The sequence below is a fragment of the Aequorivita sp. CRS11 genome, from assembly GCF_059693805.1.
Genome location: NZ_JCATIG010000002.1, coordinates 358,250 through 383,082 on the forward strand (window position 1 = coordinate 358,250; position 24,833 = coordinate 383,082).

The following is a 24,833-nucleotide window of genomic DNA, read 5'->3' on the forward strand; positions in this document are numbered from 1 at the left end:
CGTTCTTTTTGGAAATGCTCATTCATACAATCGCAGTCTTTTCTGAAGCAGATCCATTTCCCTTTCCATCTTTCGCATACGTTTCAGTAGCTGGTTAAGAGCGTCCAGTCCTTCAAAATTAATTCCCAGATCGTTATGGAGGCGAAACATTTTTTCTATTTCAGAAATATCCTTCTCGTCCATAAAAAGTTGGTTTTCCTTTTCTTCAAAAGTCACTAACCCATATTCGTGAAGATTTTCCACAAAGGAAATTTCTATCTGTGTCTGTTTGCAAAAGTGACTTACCAATATGTATTTCTCTCGTGCCATTATCTCAGTTTTGAAAGTTCATTAAACAGTTCCTTTTCTTTTTCAGAAAGGTTTTTCGGCAGATCAATTTTATAAGTTACAAATAAATCGCCGTGCTGGTCTTCTTTTTTGTATTTGGGAAGTCCTTTGCCTTTCAGTTTCACTTTGGTGTCGTTTTGGGTTTCGGGCTTCACTTGTAGTTTTACGGCTCCATCCAAGGTGTCAATTGTGATTTCGCCGCCCAAAATAGCTTTGTATAGATTTATATTTTCGGTTTTATAAAGATCGTTGCCTACGCGTTTAAAGGCCGTATTGTTGAAAATTTCAAAAGTGATAAAAAGATCGCCCTTTGGGCCGCCATTCATCCCATCGCCGCCGTAGCCCTTTATCTTGATGGTTTGCCCGTCCTCAACGCCTGCGGGAATGGTAAGCCGGATTTTCTTCTCCCCAAGACTGATGGTTTGTTTCTGGCTTTTCAGAATATCAGTCAGATTTAGCCGAAGCGTAGCGTTCAAATCCTGCCCTTTAAATTGTGCAGTCTGTCTGCGTCCAGCACCACTGCTGAAACCGCCACCGCCAAACATCGATTCAAAAAAGTCTGAAAATTGGCTTTCGTCAAATTGCTGTCCGCCGCCAGAATATGTTCTTCGCCCACCAAATCCGCCACCGAATCCTTGCGCGCCTTGCTGTCGCTTGGCTTCCTCAAATGCATCGGCGTGCTGCCAATCCTTACCGTATTGGTCGTATTTCTTGCGCTTTTCAGGGTCGCTCAGTACTTCATTGGCTTCGTTCAGTTGTTGGAACTTTTTTTGGGCGTCCTTGTCATTGGGGTTTAAATCGGGATGGAGCTTGCGGGCAAGTTTTCTGTATGCCTTTTTTATATCGGCCTGGGACGCATTCTTGTCCAGCCCGAGAATTTTGTAGTAATCTATAAATTCCATTAAGGTGTTTTATTTGTGAGATGAAATTATAAAAAGTAATCCAACAAGTCAATGACAATACTCATTCTTCACAAAAGTTTAGCAATTCCTATCGTTCAAAGGGGGAACCCGTGCGAAACTCCTCCCCTCTGGGGAGGTCAGGAGGGGACTTTCCCCCTTTTGAGGGATGGGGGGAATTTTACTAACAAAACCCCTCGCTTTATTGTTAATTACTTTCCGAGGTATTGGTTTCACAAGTGCTCCCGTATATTTATATTAGCAACCCTACACCAAATCTTTATGGCTGAAACGCAATATACCGAAGACAACATACGCTCGCTTGACTGGAAAGAACACATCCGCATGCGCCCCGGTATGTATATTGGGAAGCTGGGCGACGGTTCTTCGCCAGATGACGGGATCTATATACTTCTGAAAGAGGTTATAGACAACTGTATCGACGAATTTGTGATGGGTGCAGGAAAAACTATCGAAGTACGCATTAAGGACAAAGAAGTAAAAGTTCGCGATTATGGCCGCGGCATTCCGCTTGGAAAAGTGATCGATGTGGTTTCAAAAATGAACACGGGCGGAAAGTACGACAGCCGCGCCTTTAAAAAATCCGTTGGTTTGAACGGTGTTGGTACCAAAGCCGTAAATGCCCTTTCTGCATTTTTTAAAGTTGAATCCGTTCGCGATAACCAAATGAAGGCTGCGGAATTTTCCCTGGGCGAATTGACCAATGATGTTGCCGTTGAAGAAACTACAAAGCGAAAGGGAACGAAAGTAATTTTTATTCCCGACGAAAGTATTTTTAAAAACTTTAAGTACCGCACGGAATACGTTCAAAAAATGCTGAAAAACTACGTCTATCTCAACCCGGGACTGACGATAGATTTTAACGGCGAAAAGTTTTATTCCGAAAATGGTTTAAAAGATCTTTTGATGGAAACCATTAGCGACGAAGATATGGCCTATCCCATAATTCATCTACGTGGTGATGATATCGAAGTTGCCATAACGCACAGTAAAACCCAGTACAGCGAAGAATATCACAGTTTTGTGAACGGACAGAACACAACCCAGGGCGGTACGCATTTAGCTGCTTTCCGCGAGGCGTTGGTAAAAACCATCCGAGAATTCTACAATAAAAATTACGATGCCAGCGATGTGCGTAAGTCTATCGTTTCAGCAATCAGTATAAAAGTGATGGAGCCCGTTTTTGAAAGCCAGACAAAAACTAAGCTCGGCTCAACCGATATGGGCGGCGATCTGCCAACGGTGCGAACGTTTATAAATGATTTTGTAAAAACACAGCTAGATAATTTTCTGCATAAAAACCCTGAAACTGCTGATGCCATTCAGCGAAAAATAGTGCAGGCCGAACGTGAACGAAAGGAGTTGAGCGGCATCCGAAAACTCGCGAAAGATCGCGCTAAAAAAGCGAATCTTCACAATAAAAAACTACGCGATTGCCGTGTGCATTTGGGAGACGTGAAAAACGAACGCAATCTGGAATCTACACTTTTTATTACCGAGGGAGATTCCGCGAGCGGAAGTATTACCAAAAGTCGCGACGTAAATACGCAAGCCGTTTTTTCACTCCGTGGAAAGCCGTTGAATACTTACGGAATGACTAAAAAAATTGTGTATGAAAACGAGGAATTCAATCTGTTGCAAGCGGCACTGAATATTGAGGATTCCATGGAAGATTTGCGGTACAACAACATCGTAATCGCCACGGATGCCGATGTGGACGGGATGCACATTCGCTTATTGCTCATCACATTCTTCCTTCAGTTCTTCCCTGAATTGATAAAAGAAGGACATTTGTATATTCTGCAAACGCCGCTGTTCCGCGTTCGAAATAAGAAGGAAACCATCTATTGCTATTCCGAAGAAGAAAGAGTAGCCGCCATAGAAAAACTAAAACCAAAACCTGAAATAACCCGCTTTAAAGGTTTGGGTGAAATCTCACCCGATGAATTTGTGCATTTTATTGGCAACGACATTCGCCTGGATCCAGTAATGCTCGATAAATCGATGAGTATTGAAGAATTACTTTCCTTTTATATGGGGAAAAACACACCCGATAGACAGGAATTTATTATTGATAATTTGAAGGTGGAACTTGATAGGGTGGAAGAATAGCTTGCAGCATTCAGAAGCAGTTTGTTAATAGGAGTAACTTTGCGTCCTCTGCGACTCTGAGGTGGAATTTTTACCGCCAAGACGCAGAGAACGTAGAGAATAAAAATAAAGAATAGAGAATAATTCAATGAGTGACGAACTCAACAATAACGAAGAAGAACAAACAGGCCCCGACTATTTGGGCGTAAACGACGATACCTCCGGCGACACCATAAAAAAGGTTACCGGCATGTACCGCGACTGGTTTTTGGATTACGCCAGCTACGTAATCCTGGAACGCGCCGTGCCTGCAATTGAGGACGGTTTTAAACCCGTGCAGCGACGCATTATGCAGTCTATGAAAGATTTGGACGATGGACGCTACAACAAGGTCGCAAACATTGTTGGGCATACCATGCAGTACCACCCGCACGGGGACGCGAGTATTGCCGACGCGATGGTGCAGATTGGCCAAAAGGATTTGCTTATCGACACCCAAGGAAACTGGGGAAATATTTTAACTGGCGATAGTGCCGCCGCTTCGCGATATATTGAGGCGCGGCTTTCAAAGTTTGCCTTGGATGTGGTTTACAATCCAAAAGTTACCCGCTGGCAAGCTTCGTACGACGGCCGTAGAAAAGAGCCAATCAACCTTCCGGTTAAATTCCCATTGCTGTTGAACCAAGGCGGAGAGGGAATCGCAGTGGGACTTTCCACCAAAATCCTTCCGCACAATTTTATTGAACTTATTGATGCTTCCATCAAGCATCTGCAGGGCAAGAAATTCACGATTTATCCAGATTTCCCAACGGGTGGATTGATGGATGTGGCCGATTACAACGATGGGATGCGCGGCGGAAAAATCCGTAGCCGGGCGCGCATTAACCAACTCGATAAAAACACACTTGTAATTACTGAAATTCCCTTTGGAACCAATACTTCATCGCTGATTGATACCATTCTCAAAGCGAACGACAAAGGAAAAATAAAAATTAAAAAGATAGAGGACAACACCGCTGCCGAAGTGGAAATCCAGATCCATTTGCCCAGCGGCATTTCCCCCGATAAAACCATTGATGCGCTTTATGCATTCACGGGTTGTGAAACTTCGGTATCGCCGCTCGGTTGTGTAATTGAGGATAACAGGCCTTTGTTTGTTGGTGTTTCTGAAATGCTCCGCCGAAGTACCGACCGCACGGTGGAACTGTTGAAAAGTGAGCTTGAAATACAATTGGATGAATTGGAGGAACAGTGGCATTTTGCTTCCCTTGAAAGAATTTTCATTGAAAACCGAATCTATCGCGACATAGAGGAAGAGGAAACTTGGGAAGGTGTAATTGCCGCAATTGATAAAGGGCTGCAGCCGCACATTCAGCATTTGAAGCGTGCCGTAACCGAAGAGGATATTGTGCGATTGACTGAAATTCGAATCAAAAGAATTTCAAAATTCGATATTGATAAGGCGCAGCAAAAGATTGAGGCATTGGAAGATAGCATCGCTCAAATAAAGCATCACTTAGCACATTTGATTGAGTATGCCATAGATTATTTCAAAAGGCTGAAAAAGGATTATGGCGCTGGAAAAGAGCGCAAAACCGAAATCAGGACTTTTGATGATATTGAGGCCACAAAGGTGGTAATCAGAAACACAAAACTCTACGTAAACCGCGAGGAAGGTTTTGTGGGCACCAGCCTAAAACGGGATGAATACGTTACCGACTGCAGCGATATTGACGACATTATCGTTTTCACCGAGGACGGAACAATGATGGTCACCAAAGTGGACGCCAAAACTTTTGTGGGAAAAAATATAATCCACGTGGCGGTTTTCAAAAAGAAGGACAAACGCACCATTTACAATATGATTTACCGCGACGGTGCCCGCGGCGCAAATTACGTAAAACGTTTTGCGGTAACCTCCATCACCCGTGATAAGGAGTACGATATGACCAACGGAACCAAAGGTTCCAAAGTGCTTTATTTTACGGCCAATCCGAATGGCGAGGCAGAAGTTGTAACCATTTATCTGCGCCAAAGCGGAAGCATTAAAAAGCTGAAGTTCGATCTGGATTTTGCCGATCAGTTGGTGAAGGGAAGAAATTCCAAAGGAAATATTGTCACCAAATATTCTATCAAAAAAATTGAATTGAAAGAGAAAGGTCTTTCAACGCTAAAACCCCGTAAAATATGGTTTGACGATTCAGTGCAGCGATTGAATGTTGACGAACGCGGCGAACTTTTGGGTGAATTCAGAAAAGAGGATAGGTTGCTGATCGTGAAGCAGAGCGGAGTAGTAAAAACCGTTGTGCCAGATCTTCAGCTTCGTTTTGATGACGATATGATAATTCTTGAAAAGTGGGACCCCAAAAAACCGTTGAGCGCCATTTATTGGGAAGGCGAAAAGGAATTGTTTTATGTGAAACGTTTCTTTATTGAACATCCCGATAAAGAGGAAACTATAATTACCGAGCATTCCAATTCATATTTAGAAAAAATATTTACCGATTACCGCCCAATGGCCGAAGTGGTCTTCGCCAAAAAAAGAGGGCAGGAGCGCGAGGAAAACATGGAATTGAATTTGGAGGAATTCATTGCTATAAAAGGAATCACAGCTATGGGGAATCAGTTGACCAAAGAAAAGGTTTTGGAAATTAACACGATGGAGCCGCTTCCATATACGCCTCCCGCCCCTGCAGAGCCAAAGGAAATGGACGTGGTGGATGAAGAGGATTTGAATGAGGAAACAAATACTCCCGAAGATGAAAACGAAACCGATGAATCCATTACCGATAATGATGGGCAGGGACGATTGTTTTGATGTTTTGAAATAATTATATAAAATCCGTTTCCATTTTATTTTAAGACGACCCCAACCCTAGGTTCACCCGTATAAAAGCCTTCCCAAAGCCATAGAAAAGCCATAGAAAAGCCATAAATAAAGTATGAATACAGTATGAAATCTACTGAATGAACACAGTGTGGATTATAAATAACACTGAATTTATTGGTATTAATGATTCTATGATTATCTACAGTGCGCCAAATTCTGAGAAATTTCGATTACTATATTTGATAGGATAAAAACCGGCAATGTTTTTCTCTATGCCTACCATAATGCTTTTGTAATGAACCCTAAAGCTGTAGATATAGAGTTATTATTGAAACCAAAATGCAGGATCTTTGTAAAATTTATAGCTTTTGGTTAACCAAGAAACACTACGCATTTTATACAAAAGAATATTTCTACAGTTTCAACTTACAAACCTTTTGATTTTCAAAAGAAAAACACTATTTTTGCACCCCTCTTAGCGACGAGTCAGGAATAAGAGGAATTGAAGCAAAATAAAAATAAACCCTTCTGTGGGATAGTCGCAGTAAAATCCTGAAAGAGCGCAGAATACAAAGCATTGATTTTTAAAGCATTTGCGGTGAAAATCAATTTTACAAACAAATGGCTGATAAAGCAAACAAAGAAGAAGTGCAGGTAGAAGATACTGCAACTCAAAACGGGGAAGCTACAAAACCCCAAAAGGAAGTTTCCTTAAAGGAAAGCAACCCTGAAAAATTTCTAAAGGAATTCAACTGGCACAACTATGAAGAGGGAATTGATCCTATCGACGACGGAAAGCTTGAGGAATTCGAAAAACTGGTAGCAGAGAATTTCGTTGACACACTAGATGACGAGGTTGTTGAAGGGAAAGTGGTTTACATCACTGATCGTGATGCAATCATTGACATTAACGCGAAAAGTGAAGGTGTTGTTTCATTGAACGAATTCCGTTACAATCCAGATTTAAAAGTTGGTGACAAAGTAGAAGTATTGATCGACGTTCGTGAGGACAGCACTGGTCAATTAATTCTTAGCCACCGTAAAGCTAGAACCATTAAGGCTTGGGATCGCGTAAATGCTGCCCACGACGAAGCTACAATCGTAAACGGTTACGTAAAATGTCGCACAAAAGGTGGTATGATCGTAGATGTTTTCGGTATCGAAGCTTTCTTGCCAGGTTCGCAAATTGATGTTAAACCAATCCGTGATTACGACGTTTACGTTGGTAAAACAATGGAATTTAAAGTTGTTAAAATTAACCACGAGTTTAAAAACGTTGTTGTTTCTCACAAAGCGCTTATTGAAGCGGATATTGAAGAGCAGAAAAAAGAAATCATCGGCCAACTTGAAAAAGGACAGGTACTTGAAGGTGTTGTTAAAAACATTACTTCATACGGTGTATTCGTTGATCTTGGTGGTGTTGATGGACTTGTTCACATTACAGACCTTTCTTGGTCACGTATCAACCACCCGAATGAGATTGTTGAACTTGATCAGAAATTGAACGTTGTAATTCTTGATTTCGATGAAGATAAAACACGTATCCAATTAGGTCTTAAGCAATTGAACGCTCACCCATGGGAAGCTCTTGGAGAAGAGTTGAAAGTTGGTGATAAAGTAAAAGGTAAAGTAGTTGTTATTGCAGACTACGGTGCGTTTATTGAGGTTGCTGAAGGTGTTGAAGGTCTTATCCACGTTAGCGAAATGTCTTGGAGCACACACTTACGTAGCGCTCAGGATTTCGTAAATGTTGGTGACGAGGTTGAAGCGGTAATCCTTACAATGGATAAGGAAGAACGCAAAATGAGCCTTGGTATTAAGCAAATGACTCCAGACCCATGGACTGATATCACTAAAAAATACCCAGTTGGTTCACGCCACAAAGGTATTGTTCGCAACTTCACCAACTTTGGTGTTTTTGTTGAACTTGAAGAAGGTATCGATGGTCTTATCTACATAAGCGATCTTTCTTGGACCAAGAAAATCAAGCATCCAAGTGAATTCACTAACATTGGTGACGAACTTGAAGTGGTTGTATTGGAATTGGACGTTGAAGGCCGTAAACTTAGTTTAGGTCACAAACAAACCGAAGAAAATCCTTGGGATAAATACGAAGACGAATTTTCTGTAGGAACCAAGCACACTGCCACTATTGACGAGGTAGTTGACAAAGGCGCAACTGTAAAATTTAACGATGATATCGTAGCTTTCGTACCAAGCCGTCACCTTGAAAAAGAAGATGGTTCTATGTTGAAGAAAGGTGATGAAGCAGAATTCCAAATTATTGAATTCAACAAAGAATTCAAGAAAGTGGTTGCTTCACATATGACTATTCACAAAGAAGAAGAAGCGAAGATTGTAAAAGCTGCCGCGAAAAAGCAAGCTCAGGATGCTGAGGAGGCAAAGCCAACATTAGGTGATGCCAATGCAAAATTGCAAGAGCTTAAAGACAAAATGGACGGTAAAAAATAATCGTTTCATTTATAAATAACGAAAAGCCTTTCTGAAACGAAAGGCTTTTTTTATGCCTTAGACATAATCAATTTCAAATACTTCACTTTAAAAAGCCAAAAAAAATGTATTTTTGCTTCCTGAATACAATTCAGAACTTCCTATGAGCCAAAAAGTGTTACTGAACGCAACCGAGATAAACATTGCGCTTAACCGTTTGGCTTGCCAATTGATCGAAAAACACGACGATTTTTCCAAAACAGTACTTATCGGCATACAGCCACGGGGCGTTTTTTTAGCCGAAAGGTTAAAAACCCTCCTAGAAACCGAATACAAAATCAAGAACATTAAGCTTGGATATTTGGACATTACTTTTTACCGCGATGATTTCCGAAGAGGTGAAAAACCATTGGAGGCCAACAAAACCAAAATAAATTTTATTGTTGAGGATAAAAATGTAGTCTTTATAGACGATGTGCTCTTCACCGGAAGAAGCATCCGCTCCGCATTGACTGCCGTTCAATCTTTCGGAAGACCTTTGGAAATTGAATTGCTGACGTTGATAGACCGTCGTTTCAGCCGCCATTTACCAATCCAACCAGATTATCGAGGAAGACAAGTAGATGCAATCAATGGTGAAAAAGTAAAAGTATGCTGGAAAGAGAACGATGGGGAAGACGCAGTTTACCTAGTAAAAAATTGAAACGAAACTGAAACAGAAAATTGACAACCGATAACCGATAACCGAACATGAGCGAACTAAGTGTAAACCACTTACTGGGAATAAAATACATCACCGAAGCCGATATTCAACTCATCTTCGAAACGGCAGATCATTTTAAGGAAGTTATCAATCGGCCCATCAAAAAAGTTCCTTCGCTTCGCGACATTACCATTGCCAATCTCTTTTTTGAAAACAGTACGCGTACCAAGCTCTCCTTTGAACTTGCAGAGAAAAGGCTTTCCGCAGACGTTATAAACTTCGCTTCTTCGAGTTCCTCTGTTACGAAAGGCGAAACGCTGATTGATACCGTAAATAATATCCTTTCAATGAAAGTGGATATGGTGGTGATGCGCCACCCCAATCCGGGCGCGGGCGTATTTCTTTCAAAACACGTAAATGCCAGCATTATTAACGCAGGCGATGGTGCCCACGAACATCCTACGCAAGCTTTGCTGGATACGTATTCCATCCGTGAAAAACTCGGGGATGTTGCTGGTAAAAACGTGGTAATTGTTGGTGATATTCTCCATTCACGAGTTGCACTTTCAAATATTTTTGCACTTCAAAAACTTGGAGCAACAGTTAAGGTCTGTGGTCCTAAAACGCTTATTCCTAAATATATAGAAAAACTTAATGTAGGGATTGAAACAAACCTTCGCAAAGCGTTGGAATGGTGCGATGTGGCAAATATGCTACGCGTGCAAAACGAACGGATGGACATCAGTTATTTTCCTACAACTCGGGAATATACACAGCAATTCGGACTCAATAAAAAAATACTCGATTCCCTAAATAAAGAAATTGTTGTGATGCACCCTGGCCCGATAAATCGAGGAGTTGAAATAACGAGCGATGTTGCGGACAGCAAACAATCCATTATTTTGGAACAAGTACAGAACGGCGTTGCCATACGTATGGCGGTAATCTATTTATTGGCTTCAAAAATAAAACATCATGAAGATTGAGAATCACCCAAACTATGTGGTCCTTGAAGATGAAAAGGACGATATTATTGACTTTGCTTCATTTATAGAAAGCCAGGTTCCTTCAAAATACAAAGGACAAAATGTAGTATTGAATCTTTTGAAGTACGATACGCTGGAATTGCCGCAATTATTGCAATTTCTTAAAACCTCAAACCTTCACCGAAAAACTAAACAATCCTTCGTAATCGTAAACGATGCGATCGAGGTAGACGAAGTTCCCTTTGAAATGATCGTTGTGCCAACGCTTCAAGAAGCAGGTGATATTGTGGAAATGGAGGAGATTGAAAGAGACCTTGGATTTTAAATTTACGATTGCCAATTGTAGATTTTATAAAATCCCAAATGCTAAATCGTAAATGAAACTAACAATCCTCGGATGCCATTCTGCCACACCCACAGCCTCGGCGCACCCAACGGCGCAGGTATTGGAGATAAAGGGTCATTTGTTTTTGATTGATTGTGGAGAAGGAACCCAAATGCAACTACGCAAATACAGGGTAAAGTTTTCACGCATTCGACATATTTTTATTTCACACCTGCACGGCGACCATTTTTATGGGTTAGTTGGACTTATTTCTACTTTTCTGCTTTTGGGAAGGGAAGCAGAGCTGCACATTTACGGGCCAAAGGGCATAAAGCAAGCCATTCTGCTTCTTTTAAAATTGGGGAAAGCTTATACCAATTATCCCTTGTATTTTCATGAATTGGAAGAAACCACGCCACAAATTATTTTTGAGGATGATAAAGTTTCTGTGGAAACCATTCCTTTGGACCACCGGGTTTATACCAACGGATTTCTTTTCAAGGAAAAACCGGATGACAGAAAATTAGATATTGAAAAGGCCCGAAAGCTCAATATTGACTTGAGTTATTACAACAAAATAAAGCAAGGTTTTGATGTTGAAAACAAAGCGGGGAAACTGATTCCTAATAAAGAAATAACTTTTGATCCGCCATCGCCAAAAAGTTACGCCTATTGCAGCGATACGGCGTACTATCCCGAGATAGTTCCGCAGATAGAAAGCGCAACCGTACTTTACCACGAATCTACTTTTTTGGAAGAGCATTACCATCTTTGTGAAAAAACAAAACACAGTACCGCCAAGGAAGCAGGAGTGATTGCGCGAAAGGCAAAGGTGGGAACCCTAATTCTTGGACATTATTCAGGACGATACGGTAATTTGGAACTTTTCAGAAAAGAAGCTCAGGAGGTTTTTGAAAATGTGGAATTGGCAGAGGATGGAAAGACTTTTTCATTCTAAATTTTAATACATATTTAATACCGGCATATTTCAAAACTTCTGCAAAACAGTTAACTTGCAGTTTAATTTCAAAAAATGTCAGAAAAACTTCACCATTACCGAAAATCATACGAAAAAGGCGAACTTTCCAAGACATCGGTTGATGCAAACCCAATGCAGCAATTCCGCACCTGGTTTTTTGAGGTGAAGGACAGTGGGGGAGTGGATGAAGTGAATGCGATGACCATTTCCACAATCGGCACCGATGGTTTTCCCAAGGGGCGTGTAGTTCTGTTGAAAAAATACGACGAATACGGCTTCTATTTTTACACCAATTACAACAGTGAAAAAGGCAAATCCATAGCCAATAACAACAGGGTCTCGCTTTCCTTTTTTTGGCCAAATATGGAGCGGCAGATTATCATAAAAGGAACCGTTGAAAAAACTTCGGAAGCAGATTCAACCAATTATTTTCATTCAAGACCCAAGGGAAGCCAATTGGGCGCAGCGGTTTCGCATCAAAGTGAAATTGTAGCTTCCAGAGAGGTTTTAGAAAAAAACTTGGCTGAGCTCGAAAAAAAATACGAAAATAAAGAAATTCCCAAACCTGAAGATTGGGGTGGTTTTCTTGTAAAACCTGTTTCAATTGAATTTTGGCAGGGCAGGCCCAATAGGCTTCATGACAGGATTCGTTATACTTTGAAGGACGACGATTGGGTCATTGAACGCTTGGCACCATAGTTTTAAAAATTCCAAAAACCTGAAACAATCTTTATGAAAACACTATACTTAGTAAGACACGCAAAATCATCTTGGAAACACGATGTGGATGATCATAAACGCCCTTTAAAAGGAAGGGGAGAACGTGATGGAAAACTGGTGTCAAAAAAAGTGGGGAAGGAGATTGATCCACCCCAGCGAATAATCAGCAGTGACGCTACCCGCGCACTTTCCACAGCATATTTTTTTAAAGATGCTTTAAAAATAGATGACTCAAACTTTGAAACCAATCACGAACTTTATGATTTTAGTGGTCAAAACGTAATGCGAATTATAAAATCATTGCCAGATAGTCTCGATAAAGTTATGATTGTGGGACATAACCATGCTTTCACCTCCGTTGCAAATATGCTCGGAAACCGTTATATTGACAATGTTCCCACCTGTGGCTTTGTGATGTTGCAGTTTGACGAAAAAAAGTGGAGCGATATAACCACGGGTGAAACCGTTAAAACCATTTTCCCACGGGACCTCAAATAATGACCGAAAAAATTGATATACATACACAAGTTCGCAATCAATACAATAATCGGGAATTAAGCTGGTTACAGTTTAATGCCCGGGTTTTGCAGGAAGCGAACGATAAAAAATTGCCCTTATTGGAGAGACTTCGGTTTTTGGGTATTTTTTCAAACAATCTTGATGAATTTTTTAAGGTACGCTACGCCACTATCAGGAGAATCGTAGAAGCTGGAAAAACAGGGCGTAGTTTTTTGGGAGGTATTTCGGCAAAAGATCTTTTGGAAGAAATAACCCTTATGGTAATAGACCAGCAGGCACACAGTTTGAATATCCTTAGCAACATTCAAAAGGAACTTCAGAAGGAAAATATCTTCATCATAGATGAAACTGAAATTACACCAGACCAGAGCAAGTTTATTTCTGAATACTTCATTCGCCATGTGAGCCCCGCAATGATGACTATTATGATAGGGGAACTGGACGAATTTCCCAGTTTGAGGGACAGTGCGGCATATCTTGCTGTGACGATGATGATGAGCAAGGAGGACGATACTTTTGAGGCAAAGTATAATTATGCGCTTATCGAAATTCCCCGAACCATAGACCGCTTTGTAGTGCTTCCGCCACAGGGAGAAAAACAATATGTTATTATTCTTGATGACCTTATTCGCCATTGTCTTCACAATATATTCAGCATTTTTAAATATGAAACCATTTCGGCACATATGATTAAGATTACCCGTGATGCCGAACTGGACATTGACAGTGATTTAAGCCGAAGTTTTATAGATAAAATTTCAAAAAGCGTTAAAAATAGAAGTGTGGGCGATCCCGTACGTTTTGTGTATGACAAGAGTATTGATAAAAAGACGCTTCAGTTTTTATTAAACAAGATGGGAATTGACAAAACCGATAGTATTATTCCCGGGGGTCGCTATCACAACCGTCGCGATTATATGAATTTTCCCAGATTGGGAAGACCAGATTTGCAGTACGAGCCACAAGAACCATTGCCCATTCACGGGTTGAGCCTACAGGGAAGTCTTTTTGACAGAATAGCCGAAAAAGATTATTTGCTGCACACTCCCTATCAAACTTTTATGTACGTGGTGAAGTTTTTACGCGAAGCGGCCCTGGACCCAAAAGTAAAATCAATCAAAATCACCATTTATCGCTTGGCAGAAGTATCGCACATTGCCAGTTCGCTTATCAACGCAAAAAAGAACGGAAAGGATGTTACGGTACAGATAGAGCTTCAGGCACGCTTTGACGAGGAAGCAAATATAGAATATGCCGAATTGCTTCAGAGCGAAGACATCCGTTTAATTTTTGGTGTAAAGGGATTGAAAGTACACTGCAAGGCGTGTCTTGTGGAAAGAGTGGAAAACAATAAAAGTGTACGCTACGGAATTTTAAGTACAGGTAACTTTAACGAGTCTACCGCCCGTCTTTATACAGATTACACGCTTTTTACAGCAGACCCACGCATATGTAAGGAAATAAACAAAGTTTTTGAGTTTTTCGAGGTTAATTACCAAGTGCGCAAATACCGCCACCTTATAGTATCGCCACATTATACCCGTAAGGCAATCTATCATTTGATTGATACTGAAATAAAAAACAAAAAAGCAGGACTGCCAAGTGGCATAAAATTGAAGCTGAATAGTCTTTCAGACTATAAAATGATTGATAAGCTATATGAAGCGAGTAGGGCAGGCGTGAAGATAAAAATGATAGTGCGTGGTATTTGCTGCCTGATTCCCGGAGTGGGGGGAATGAGCGAGAATATTGAAGCCATAAGCATTGTAGGAAAGTATTTGGAGCACCCACGCTTGTTTATTTTTGAAAATGGAGGCGATACCAAAGTATATATTTCCTCTGCAGATTTTATGGGAAGAAACCTTGATAATAGGGTAGAGATATCCTGTCCTATTTATGATGAGAACATTAAGCGGGAAATTCTTGAGAACTTTGAAATAGGATGGAGCGATAATGTGAAGGCTCGCGTAATAAGTATTAAAAACGATAATGCTTATTTGAAGAACAACAAAAAGCCGATACGTTCCCAATTTAAAATGTATGATTATTATTTAAAAAAACTTGAAGTAAACTGATTTGTTGAAAATAGAAAAATATGGCGCGGTAGATATTGGCAGTAATGCCATACGCTTGCTAGTAATGTCGGTAATAGAGCAGAAGGGAAGAGACACTATTTTTAAAAAAACATCTTTGGTACGTGTGCCCATACGCTTGGGTGCCGAAGTTTTTCTCGATGGAAAAATCTCCGATACCAGTGCCAATCGCATGATAGATGCCATGACGGCTTTTAAATTGCTCATGAAAACCCACAATATATCCCGTTTTCGTGCCTGTGCCACTTCTGCAATGCGGGAGGCTAGCAACGGGCACCAAGTTGCCGAAGCAATTGAAAAGAAAAGCGGACTCTCCATAAATATTATTGATGGCAATGACGAGGCGGCTATAATAGCTTCCACAGATTTAAAAAACTTGATACAGGATGATAAGGTTTTTCTTTATGTAGATGTAGGTGGCGGAAGTACAGAACTTACCGTTTTTGCGGATGGTAAAAACATGGCCTCACGAAGTTTTAAACTAGGAACGGTCCGTCTTTTGGAAGACAGGGTGAACGAAAGTATTTGGGGAGAAATGGAGCTATGGATAAAAAAAGAACTCAAGGATTATAAACGTGTCTCTATGATTGGTAGTGGCGGCAATATTAACTCTATCTTTAAAAAGAGCGGCAAGAAACTCGGGAAGCCTTTAAGCTATCTGTATCTTTCTTCTTATTACGAATTGATGAAATCGCTTAGTTACGAAGAGCGCATTACCGAGCTGGATATGAACCCAGACCGCGCCGATGTGGTAATTCCGGCCACGCGCATCTACCTATCCGCAATGAAATGGAGCAAAGCAAAAAACGTGTATGTTCCCAAAATAGGGCTTAGTGACGGGATTGTAAAAAGTCTTTATAATGAAAAGATTGCTGCGGAATTGGAGGTGAATTCTTGAGGTAAGTGTTGGTAATTGTACTTAGTATATTATTTCGTGATAATCATAAAATTTAGTCCGATTTATATACATATCCAGATTGGATTTCTTGCGAAACCAAAATGTTAGTCAATAGACCGAAAATTAATATGAGAAATGTTTTTTTTAAAAGTCTAATAAACATTTATATAAAAGCAACTATTTCTTTTATTCCCTTATATATTTATAATTGGGCAACTCCAGTCCATCTAAAATAATTACTCCTCGTCCTTTGGCGTTTTGTTTTTACCTTTCTTTCTAGGGGACAGCTTATATATTAACCATCCAAACCCAACCAATAGATGCAGTACAATAACTATGATGACAATTAGAAAAGGTACTCATGGGTTTTTATTTTAGGCTGAGTGTTTATAAAATTTTGAATGATGTAAGCTTCCTAAAATAAGGATTTTATAAACTACTCCTGGATTTTTATCCATTCAATAGTATCATCGTCCACAAACTTTATTACCATGGTAGTGGCGTGCAATGTCCACAAGCCTATTCTTTTTTCGGAAATGGTGTAATACAAAAAGTTGTTACTGGTTCGGTTTGGTGTGCCCAAGAGGGTGATAATTTCCTCTTTGTCAAGCTCGCGGATGGTGTCGTTGTACACTACACTGTCCAAAAGTTTTTCACGATAGGGGTAATCATCGCCCTTTTTTGTTTTCCATTTTGTTGAAGTGAAATAGGTTTCATCTTGGTTTTGTGGGTTGGAAGTATCTTTATTACAGCTTGTTGTTACCAAAATAACTATGAATATTATAAGCAATCGCATAGAAAGAAATTTTATGAAAACTAAATAGATATTTAAACATATTAGTTCCTTTTTCTATAGATTGTTACAGCCTTTTTTGAACTGCTTTGCGTTCCTTTTCTTCCATTTGCGCACTAATAAAAGGAATGCGGGGCGCTAGAAAATAACCTGTAAGGCTTGCAAAAAGTATGGGTATAAAATACGTAAACCCCGTAAGCGTGGCCAAAAGAATTGTAGTACTCATAGGTGTTCGCGTTACACAAGCATTTATTGCTGCCATGCAACTAACTATTGTAAGCGAAAGACTGATTGATGGAAATATGCTGTGGATTAACAATCCCAGGGCAGTGCCACAGAAAAATAGCGGAATAATAAACCCACCGCGCCATCCTGAGGTTACGGTTATTGCAATGGCAATTATTTTAAATACAAGTACTGCCACAAGAAATTTGATGGTAAAGTCGCCTACTAGCAAGGTCTCAATTTCGAAATGGCTGAAGTAACGGGTAAGCGGAATGTAAAAGGAAATCACTCCCAGTAAAAGCCCGCCGATTAACGTTTTCACATAGATAGGGACTGATAATTTTCCGAAGAGGTTTTTAAAAAATTTGGTGCAGAATATAAAACCCCAGCCTACAAAAGTGGCAATAACCGCAAATAGGACAGCCCAGGCAAAATCGAACACCGTTGCCATCTCATAAGCTGGCAAATGCCATGTAGGTCCCAACCCCAAATGGACAATAAGGGCAAATACGATATAACTGAACCCGCTCGCCACGAGTGCGGGGATGATGGCTTGATAATACTCCACAGCGTGTTTGTGATGGAGAATTTCCAAGGAAAACAAACTCCCGCCCAAGGGTGCTCCAAATAAAGCGGTAAAGCCCGAAGCCATTCCAGCAATACTGAGGGAGCGCAATTCTTCGCCTTTTAATCTGAAGATTTTTCCCAACCAACTTCCAGTAGAACCTGTGACCTGAACCAAAGGAGCTTCCGGTCCCAAACTTCCCCCTGAAGCAACACATAAAAGAGAAGACAATACCATGGACGGATTATTTTTGGGATCTAATTTGCCTTTGTTGAACCGAATGTTGTTTACGATGAGTTGCATTTCACCCGGATCACCGATAAAGTAGATTATCAGCCCGGCCAACAGCCCGCAAATAGCCATTACGGGGATAACGAACCAGCCTTGATAGGCTCCCAAAAAATCGGTAAGGAGCATCAGCACTACCCAGTAACAACCTGAAATCAATCCCCCAAGTAACCCGAGTAGCGCCCAGAGAAGAAACATACGGCTAAAAACGAAAGGATTGAACCGAATGGGACGATCTAAAATATCAGCATATTTTACAAGTTTTCTTCTTCTTTTCAGTTTCATTTCGAAGAATTTAAAAATGAATTACCCGTGAATAGATTGGTGTTTTCCCAAATCTTTCATTACATCGGCTTCAAAGGAAAGCAGGTCATTCCATTTTTGGTCCACTTCTTTTCGGTCGCCGTATTGGCGGGCAAAGCCGAGGAACATCGTGTAGTGGTTTGCTTCGCTTACCATCAGTTTTCTGTAAAATTCCGCCAATTCTTTGTCTTCCAATTCCTCGCTTAAAAGCCGAAAACGCTCACAACTTCGGGCTTCAATTAAAGCTGCGTATAATAAACGATGAACAAGTTGGGTGGTGCGGCTTCCGCCTTTTGGGAAGAATTGAACAATCTGCAGCACATATTCGTCCTTTCTGTCGCGGCCTAATACCCAGCCATTCTCAAGGATTTTGTCGTGCACCATTTTGAAATGGCTTATTTCTTCCTTTACCAAAGCAATCATTTCCTGAACGAGCTCAGTATATTCCGGAAAGCTCACAATCAAGGAAACCGCTGTGGAAGCTGCCTTCTGCTCGCACCAAGCGTGGTCGGTAAGAATGTCTTCTATATTTTTTTCAACAATGTTTACCCAGCGAGGGTCTGTGGGAAGTTTTAAACCAAGCATAAAAATTGTTTCAAGTTCAAGGTTTCAGGTTTCAGGTTTTTCTTCAAAAGAATTCGGTTGTTGAACGAAGCCGAAAACTACTGTTTAATTATACATCCAAATCAAATTCCTTCCGCAATTTTTCAATCATCGGATTCAATTCCTTCATTTTTTCAAACTTTTCACGAGTGGTGTAAGCATACCTTTTTTCAGCGGTTTCGTTTACGGTTATGTCCAGATCTATATCGTAATTCTGAAGTTTTTCACGCAAAAAACCAAGCAATTCGTACTTTGCGCGTTCTACTTCGGTCTTTATGGTTTGGTTTGGGAATTCAAGATGAATGATGGCGCCATCCAGTTTTGGAACTCCCATCGTTAAATGTGAAAGCAGGTTATATTTTCCATCACCTTCAACGTTTGCCGTATACTCCGTCCAAGCAGCCTGCATTTCTTCCTCAGAAAAATGGTTAACGGGAAGATTTTCAGCATCCGGTTGGTTTGCAACCAGTTCTTGCTTTATCTCCTGCTTTTTCTGAATGCTTTTCAGTGAAAGCGCGGAAACCTTTTTGGCGTTTCTTTCAGCTAGGATTTGGGGGCGTTCGATAACCTTTTCAGCTTGTCCGTTGTCAGTTTTCGGTTGTGTGTTTTCATTGCCAATTGCCTCTGAAGGTTCACTTACTTCTCTTTTTTCAGATTCGAATTCGGTTTCTATTTCGTTTTTTTTCGGAGATTGGGGCGCAATAGTTCCCGCGGAAGTTATCTTTTCCGAAGTAAATTTTTCACTCTTAAAATAGGAGGGAGGTATTACGAAACGCTGGCCGTTATTGGAGTTTTTTTTTTCGCCCTGAAAAGTTAGGGAAGCAAGCTGCATTAGGCAAAGTTCTACCAATAGCCGTTGGTTTTGACTTTTTTTATATTTCAAGTCGCAGGTGTTTGCAATGTCAATGCCGTTAATTAAAAACTGTGTATCTGTTTTCTGGGATTGTTCAAAATACATTGCTTTTACCTGTTCGCCAACTTCCAATAAATCTATAGTTTGCTGGTTTTTGCAGACCAAAAGATCGCGGAAATGGGATGCGAGGCCCATTATAAAATGGTGCCCATCAAATCCTTTAGACAGAATATCGTTGTAAGTAACTAAAACCTGCGGAATGTTGTTCTCCAAAAGCAAATAGGTTATTTGAAAGTACCACGTATAATCCAGTACGTTCAGATTTTCGGTAACGGCTTCGCGGGTCAGGTTTTTTCCAGCGAAACTAACAACCCTATCAAAAATAGAGAGTGCGTCACGCAAAGCTCCATCAGCTTTCTGGGCGATAATGTGCAAGGCGTCGTCTTCGGCATCTATATTTTCCGCCTTTGCAACTTCGGCTAAATGTTCCTTAATATCACGCACGCCGATTCTTCTGAAATCAAAAATCTGGCAGCGTGAAAGTATGGTGGGTATTATTTTGTGCTTTTCGGTAGTTGCCAAAATGAAAATGGCGTGCTTCGGCGGTTCTTCCAAGGTTTTTAGAAAAGCATTAAAAGCCGCTGAAGAGAGCATATGCACCTCATCAATAATATAAACCTTGTATTTTCCAACCTGAGGTGGGATTCTAACCTGATCTATCAAATTACGGATATCATCAACGGAGTTGTTGGAGGCGGCATCGAGTTCAAAAATATTAAAAGCGAAATCTTCACCTTCCCTTTCTGTGCCGTCCTGGTTTATTTTCTTGGCGAGAATTCGTGCGCAAGTTGTTTTTCCCACACCGCGCGGTCCCGTAAAAAGCAATGCTTGCGCGAGGTGATTGTTTTCTATGGCATTTTCCAAAGTATTTGTAATGGCCTGTTGCCCTACAACGTCTTTAAAAACGGCAGGGCGGTATTTGCGGGCTGATACAATGAAGTGTTCCATAGTGCGGAAACAAATATAAAGATGTACAACGGGTTTTAAAAAAATAGCTGTTCGTATTTTCCTATATTTATTAACATTGGAGTACTTTTGCACAGCAGGCCGCCTTATCGCTGCCGAAGTTAATTCGGGAGAGGAAAGTCCGGACACCATAGGGAAGCATAGCGGCTAACGGCCGTCGGTCCCGAACTCGCTTCGGGATTAGGACAAGTGCAACAGAAAGGATGTACAGGTAATGCTGTAGTGAAACCAGGTAAACTCTATGCGGTGAAATGCCACGTAAACCTGTGCTTGAGGGTACCCGCCCGATGCAGGAGGGTAGGCAGATGGAGCGTGCGGGTAACCGTACGTCTAGATAAATGATAAGGGTTAGCTACTGGCTGATACAGAACCCGGCTTATAGGCCTGCATTTTTTTATTTTTCTTCGGCAATTAATTTCTCAATCCACAGTTTTGCTTCATCCAAATCTTTAAAAACGCCAAAGGGCCAATTGTAGAAAGTTTTTTCAAAATTTGCATTTTTGATACAGTTGTCGGTATAGCATACAATAGCTATTCCAACCATTTTGGCATAACGAGTATTGTAGAGTTCGGGATTTAGGTTTATGGCGTATTGGTTTATTCGATTGTCAATATAACCAAAACTTCTTTCGGAGTAATATTCGGCAAATACTTCATGAAGCGCAGCGATATGCTCTAATTCAATCAAAACACCTTCCTTCACAGTGGCAGTAACACAGTGTTCGGTTAGTTCCATGACAATAAAGCCTAAATCAATAGTTTTATTTGTGAACGACAAGATTATTTGTTTTAATTAAAAAAACTGAATACGGAACTTCCGTATTTGCGTGCTTCTACAAAATGGGGAAATGAGGAAAGATCATTTTGTTTTGCGTGTTCAATAATAAGCATTCCTTCCGAATTCAACAAAGAATTGGCCATAATTACTTCCACCAGCTTCTTTAATGCTTCGGTTGTAAAGTCATAGGGAGGGTCTGCAAAGATTACATCATAGTTGCCCGATGCTTTCTCCAAATATTTGCTTACATCAGATTTTACGGTACTGATGGGGAATTCAAATTCTTCTGAAATCTTGTTGATATACTGGATGCATCCCAAATGCCCATCAACCGCCGTAATAGCGGGGACGCCGCGAGAGGCAAACTCAAAACTGATGTTACCTGTTCCTGCAAACAAATCTAAAACTGTAATTTCATCAAAATAATACCGAACCCTTAAAATGTTGAAAAGGGCCTCTTTCGCAAAATCGGTCGTGGGACGCACGGGCAAGTTTTTAGGGGCCGTTAATCTTCTTCCTTTATATGTTCCCGAAATGATCCGCATTAAATCACGTTTTTTAGTATGAAATGGTTGTGTGGCCTATCGTTGCCCAAGTTTTTTATGGAAGTAAAATTTGAATCCATAAACTCCAAATTGCGTATATAGGTATAGGCAATTTTGAAGTTTTCATCATCCTTTTCAATTTCGCCACAAAGAATTACCGGGATATTTTCTGGATTTAGTTTCAATTGCTCCATACAGAAAAGCGTATAATAAATAAAGTCTTCGGGGGTTTTATAGGTATAGCTATTGCAAAGTTGAAGTTCGCTATTTTTCAAAACTATGCAGTCAAAACTGTTTTTCTGAAAGTGTAAATACATTTTGGGCAGTGAGTACTTTTCTTTTTCAAGAATTGTTTTCAACATTATGGTAACGGAATGATAATAGCTAAATGAGCCATATTTTTCAAAGAAAAAATTGTTAATGTTCATAAATGGCACATAGACCACAACGATGTTCTGGTTTTCAACCAAATCGTGCGCCATATAATCATTGGCCAATATTTTTGAATTGAACTTTAAATATTCGCTGGCTTTAGTTTCATCAAACAAGGGCGCGGGAACCAAACTATAAATGGGGGTGGAGTAAACAACTGAAACTTCAGCAAAGTCTGTATTCAAAATATTATTCTTGAACATTATTGATTCAATATCAATCAATAGTTCGTCGGGCGTGGTGCTGTGGTCCAATACTTTTTCTATAAAGAAAATAGGCTCCTCACTCGCTGGGTTTGTCACTAAAAAAGAAAGCCCGTTCAAAGAAATTTGAACGGACAGTCTATTGTTTATTGTATTGTTTATATTATTTGTCTTTTGCTGCATCATAAATTTTTGGCCAGTTTCCTGAAGTATTAACGTCTTCCAGGGAACCTACTTTTATATCTGGACCATTAACGCCATCAACAGATTGAACTTGCATTTCCTGAGTTAAAAGATCCTTGTCCAGATCGCCTAAAATTACCTTTTTTGAAACCTTGGCTTCAAAAACGGAATAGGTGGCATCGTTTTTCGTGATTTTTCCAGCTTTTAGGTCAAACTTAGCGTCCACGCCTTTCACCGGAACATTCATCATGGTTTTGTATCTGTTTGTACTTCCGTAAAGGGAATCTTTAACGGGAGTGAATCCTAAAGTATCTATAAGGGATTCTTCAATAAAATAACCTTCGCTAATTCCAAAGGCTTTGTTTTTTGCAACATCGGCATAACTTGTATCACGTCTTTGTGTGATGGCAAATTTAGCAGTGTCAATAAAACTTATCAAACTGTCCCAATCACCTGTAAAACTTCCTGTTATTTCCTTATGGGCAAGTTCTGCAGCCTGGATGTCTTTTAAATTCTCAATTACTTTTACGTAACGTGCTTCTTTAATTTTATTGAATTCCACCGGGCCCATAACTGAGTTCCATAATTTCCAGCCCAAAAAGATGATGACAATCCAAAGAACAATCTGAATTACTAATTTCATTATTGATATTATTTAAGTGTTGATTTTACTAAAAGGTCTATCGCAAATCTACAATTTTTTTTTGTTCACAAAAGTATATTCCGAAAAAATCATACCTATCTTTAAACCCTCATTGATAGTAGTGAAAGATGAATGTATCTGAATTTTACAGTTTTTTAAAAAATGATTTTCCACATACCACCACCCCTAAACAGGATATTGCGCTTCAATTGTTGGCCAAATTTGTGCTGGGCACGAACAAAAATGAAACGTTTTTATTAAAAGGATATGCAGGAACCGGGAAAACAACAATCGTAGGTTCATTGGTTAAAAATTTGTCCAAAGTAAAAAAGCGTTCCGTACTATTGGCACCCACCGGAAGGGCTGCAAAAGTGATAAGTAACTATTCAAACAAGCAGGCTTTCACTATTCATAAAAAAATATATTTTCCAAAAAGCGAAAAAGGTTCCGTGTCTTTCACTTTACAGCAAAACAAGCATCGCGACACAATTTTTATAGTAGATGAAGCTTCGATGATTCCAGATATAAACCAAGATTCAAAATTGTTTGAAAATGGTTCTCTGCTGGACGATTTGATGCAATACGTATATAGCGGTAATAATTGTAAACTATTGTTGATTGGAGATTCTGCCCAATTGCCCCCAGTGCATTTGGACATAAGTCCTGCGCTTGATGCACTTCTACTTGAAAATCAGTACAATCGTGAAGTAATAAAACTTGAATTGGATGAAGTAGTACGTCAACAAAAAGACAGTGGCATTTTGGAAAATGCTACAAAAATTAGAGAACGCCTCGACGATGAACTATATGAAGCATTTAAATTTTCCGGGACAAATTTTCAAGATATCATCCGCCCCGTCGATGGCCAGGAGATTATGGATGCAATAAACGATAGTTATTCATCTTTAGGAAATGAAGATACTGTTATTATTGTTCGCTCAAATAAAAGGGCGAATCTCTACAATCAAAGCATTCGCGAGCGCATCCTTTTTCAGGAATCCGAACTTTCGGCAGGTGATTATTTAATGGTGGTAAAGAACAATTATTTTTGGGTGGATAGTACCAGTGAGGCAGGTTTTATTGCCAATGGCGATATAATTGAGGTTTTGGAAATTTTCGCTTTTAAGGAATTATATGGGTTTCGTTTCGCCGAAGTGAAAATCAGAATGGTAGATTATCCAAATATGAAACCTCTGGAAACCGTACTTCTTTTGGACACTTTAACCTCTGAAAGCCCTTCGCTAACGTATGATGAATCCAACAAACTTTACCAAGAAGTAATGAAGGATTATGTTTCAGAAAAATCTAAATACAAGAAGTTTCTGGCAGTAAAAAACAATAAATATTTTAATGCGCTACAGGTGAAATTCAGTTATGCCATTACCTGCCACAAATCGCAGGGAGGGCAGTGGAACACTGTTTTTGTGGAGCAGCCATATCTTCCAAACGGTATTGATAAAGAATACCTACGCTGGCTTTATACAGCAGTAACTCGTGCCCGCGAAAAGTTGTATTTAATAGGTTTTAAGGACGAATTTTTTGTAGATTAGT

The 24,833-nt window shown here is 40.0% G+C and carries 22 protein-coding genes and 1 other RNA gene; 13 read left to right on the forward strand and 10 right to left on the reverse strand.

What is annotated here, in order from left to right; genetic code table 11:
- Positions 1-18: 18 nt before the first annotated feature.
- Together AC58DT_RS04795 and AC58DT_RS04800 are read right to left on the reverse strand one after the other, a co-directional pair.
- Positions 19-309, reverse strand: a complete 291-nt coding sequence (locus AC58DT_RS04795) for a chaperone modulator CbpM (RefSeq protein WP_497215694.1) — start codon at positions 307-309, stop codon at positions 19-21.
- A complete protein-coding gene (locus AC58DT_RS04800) occupies positions 309-1,229 on the reverse strand; it encodes a DnaJ C-terminal domain-containing protein (protein WP_497215695.1) in 921 nt (306 codons plus the stop codon). Before AC58DT_RS04800 ends, AC58DT_RS04795 begins: the two co-directional genes overlap by 1 nt.
- A gap of 279 nt (positions 1,230-1,508) precedes the next feature.
- On the opposite strand from AC58DT_RS04800, the gene AC58DT_RS04805 reads away from it, so the two are divergent.
- The 11 genes from AC58DT_RS04805 to AC58DT_RS04855 all read left to right on the forward strand — a co-directional run bounded on the left by AC58DT_RS04805 (position 1,509) and on the right by AC58DT_RS04855 (position 15,842).
- Entirely contained in the window at positions 1,509-3,359 is a 1,851-nt protein-coding gene (locus AC58DT_RS04805; RefSeq protein WP_497215696.1) for a DNA topoisomerase IV subunit B, read from the forward strand.
- A gap of 127 nt (positions 3,360-3,486) precedes the next feature.
- On the forward strand, positions 3,487-6,156 hold the full coding sequence (locus tag AC58DT_RS04810; protein ID WP_497215698.1) for a DNA gyrase/topoisomerase IV subunit A: 2,670 nt from the start codon (positions 3,487-3,489) through the stop codon (positions 6,154-6,156).
- Between the two features lie 633 nt (positions 6,157-6,789).
- Entirely contained in the window at positions 6,790-8,640 is a 1,851-nt protein-coding gene (rpsA, locus tag AC58DT_RS04815) for a 30S ribosomal protein S1 (RefSeq protein WP_497215700.1), read from the forward strand.
- Positions 8,641-8,782: 142 nt separating this feature from the next.
- On the forward strand, positions 8,783-9,322 hold the full coding sequence (gene pyrR, locus AC58DT_RS04820) for a bifunctional pyr operon transcriptional regulator/uracil phosphoribosyltransferase PyrR (RefSeq protein WP_497215940.1): 540 nt from the start codon (positions 8,783-8,785) through the stop codon (positions 9,320-9,322).
- A gap of 47 nt (positions 9,323-9,369) precedes the next feature.
- Entirely contained in the window at positions 9,370-10,308 is a 939-nt protein-coding gene (locus AC58DT_RS04825; RefSeq protein ID WP_497215701.1) for an aspartate carbamoyltransferase catalytic subunit, read from the forward strand.
- Positions 10,298-10,633 carry a ribonuclease Z gene (locus AC58DT_RS04830; protein WP_497215702.1) on the forward strand — a complete coding sequence of 112 codons (336 nt, stop codon included), beginning with the start codon at positions 10,298-10,300 and terminating at the stop codon, positions 10,631-10,633. The genes AC58DT_RS04825 and AC58DT_RS04830 overlap by 11 nt, the downstream gene beginning before the upstream one ends.
- 52 nt (positions 10,634-10,685) lie before the next feature.
- Positions 10,686-11,591, forward strand: a complete 906-nt coding sequence (locus tag AC58DT_RS04835; RefSeq protein ID WP_497215703.1) for a ribonuclease Z — start codon at positions 10,686-10,688, stop codon at positions 11,589-11,591.
- A gap of 75 nt (positions 11,592-11,666) precedes the next feature.
- Entirely contained in the window at positions 11,667-12,311 is a 645-nt protein-coding gene (gene pdxH / locus AC58DT_RS04840; protein ID WP_497215704.1) for a pyridoxamine 5'-phosphate oxidase, read from the forward strand.
- Positions 12,312-12,344: 33 nt separating this feature from the next.
- The gene (locus tag AC58DT_RS04845) at positions 12,345-12,830 is read left to right on the forward strand and encodes a SixA phosphatase family protein (RefSeq protein WP_497215705.1); all 486 of its coding nucleotides are present in this window, start codon (positions 12,345-12,347) and stop codon (positions 12,828-12,830) included.
- Positions 12,830-14,926, forward strand: coding sequence for a polyphosphate kinase 1 (gene ppk1, locus AC58DT_RS04850; protein ID WP_497215706.1), 2,097 nt, complete (start codon positions 12,830-12,832; stop codon positions 14,924-14,926). The genes AC58DT_RS04845 and ppk1 overlap by 1 nt, the downstream gene beginning before the upstream one ends.
- Position 14,927: 1 nt before the next feature.
- A complete protein-coding gene (locus AC58DT_RS04855) occupies positions 14,928-15,842 on the forward strand; it encodes a Ppx/GppA phosphatase family protein (RefSeq protein ID WP_497215707.1) in 915 nt (304 codons plus the stop codon).
- Positions 15,843-16,278: 436 nt separating this feature from the next.
- Here AC58DT_RS04855 and AC58DT_RS04860 read toward each other — a convergent pair whose 3' ends face one another.
- The 4 genes from AC58DT_RS04860 to AC58DT_RS04875 all read right to left on the reverse strand — a co-directional run bounded on the left by AC58DT_RS04860 (position 16,279) and on the right by AC58DT_RS04875 (position 20,480).
- Positions 16,279-16,638 (reverse strand): hypothetical protein, encoded by a 360-nt coding sequence (locus AC58DT_RS04860; RefSeq protein WP_497215708.1) that lies wholly within the window; start codon positions 16,636-16,638, stop codon positions 16,279-16,281.
- Positions 16,639-16,702: 64 nt separating this feature from the next.
- The gene (locus tag AC58DT_RS04865; RefSeq protein ID WP_497215709.1) at positions 16,703-17,998 is read right to left on the reverse strand and encodes a chloride channel protein; all 1,296 of its coding nucleotides are present in this window, start codon (positions 17,996-17,998) and stop codon (positions 16,703-16,705) included.
- A gap of 21 nt (positions 17,999-18,019) precedes the next feature.
- The gene (locus AC58DT_RS04870) at positions 18,020-18,601 is read right to left on the reverse strand and encodes a MiaE family protein (RefSeq protein WP_497215710.1); all 582 of its coding nucleotides are present in this window, start codon (positions 18,599-18,601) and stop codon (positions 18,020-18,022) included.
- An 88-nt stretch (positions 18,602-18,689) separates the two neighbouring features.
- The gene (locus tag AC58DT_RS04875) at positions 18,690-20,480 is read right to left on the reverse strand and encodes a DNA polymerase III subunit gamma/tau (RefSeq protein WP_497215712.1); all 1,791 of its coding nucleotides are present in this window, start codon (positions 20,478-20,480) and stop codon (positions 18,690-18,692) included.
- 91 nt (positions 20,481-20,571) lie between these two features.
- On the opposite strand from AC58DT_RS04875, the gene rnpB reads away from it, so the two are divergent.
- An RNA gene (gene rnpB / locus AC58DT_RS04880) (RNase P RNA component class A) lies at positions 20,572-20,893 on the forward strand.
- Here rnpB and AC58DT_RS04885 read toward each other — a convergent pair.
- Genes AC58DT_RS04885 through AC58DT_RS04900 form a run of 4 tightly spaced genes read right to left on the reverse strand, consistent with a single transcriptional unit; the run spans position 20,893 to position 23,282 of the window.
- Positions 20,893-21,276 (reverse strand): hypothetical protein, encoded by a 384-nt coding sequence (locus AC58DT_RS04885; RefSeq protein ID WP_497215713.1) that lies wholly within the window; start codon positions 21,274-21,276, stop codon positions 20,893-20,895. The genes rnpB and AC58DT_RS04885 overlap by 1 nt on opposite strands.
- An 11-nt stretch (positions 21,277-21,287) precedes the next feature.
- Positions 21,288-21,821, reverse strand: coding sequence for an RsmD family RNA methyltransferase (locus AC58DT_RS04890; RefSeq protein ID WP_497215715.1), 534 nt, complete (start codon positions 21,819-21,821; stop codon positions 21,288-21,290).
- Positions 21,821-22,642 (reverse strand): DUF3822 family protein, encoded by an 822-nt coding sequence (locus AC58DT_RS04895; protein WP_497215716.1) that lies wholly within the window; start codon positions 22,640-22,642, stop codon positions 21,821-21,823. The genes AC58DT_RS04890 and AC58DT_RS04895 overlap by 1 nt, the downstream gene beginning before the upstream one ends.
- Entirely contained in the window at positions 22,620-23,282 is a 663-nt protein-coding gene (locus AC58DT_RS04900) for a hypothetical protein (protein ID WP_497215717.1), read from the reverse strand. Before AC58DT_RS04900 ends, AC58DT_RS04895 begins: the two co-directional genes overlap by 23 nt.
- A gap of 128 nt (positions 23,283-23,410) precedes the next feature.
- Between AC58DT_RS04900 and AC58DT_RS04905 the strand changes: the two genes are divergently transcribed.
- Complete coding sequence (locus AC58DT_RS04905; RefSeq protein ID WP_497215718.1) at positions 23,411-24,832, forward strand: ATP-dependent DNA helicase; 1,422 nt, start codon at positions 23,411-23,413, stop codon at positions 24,830-24,832.
- Position 24,833: the final 1 nt, after the last annotated feature.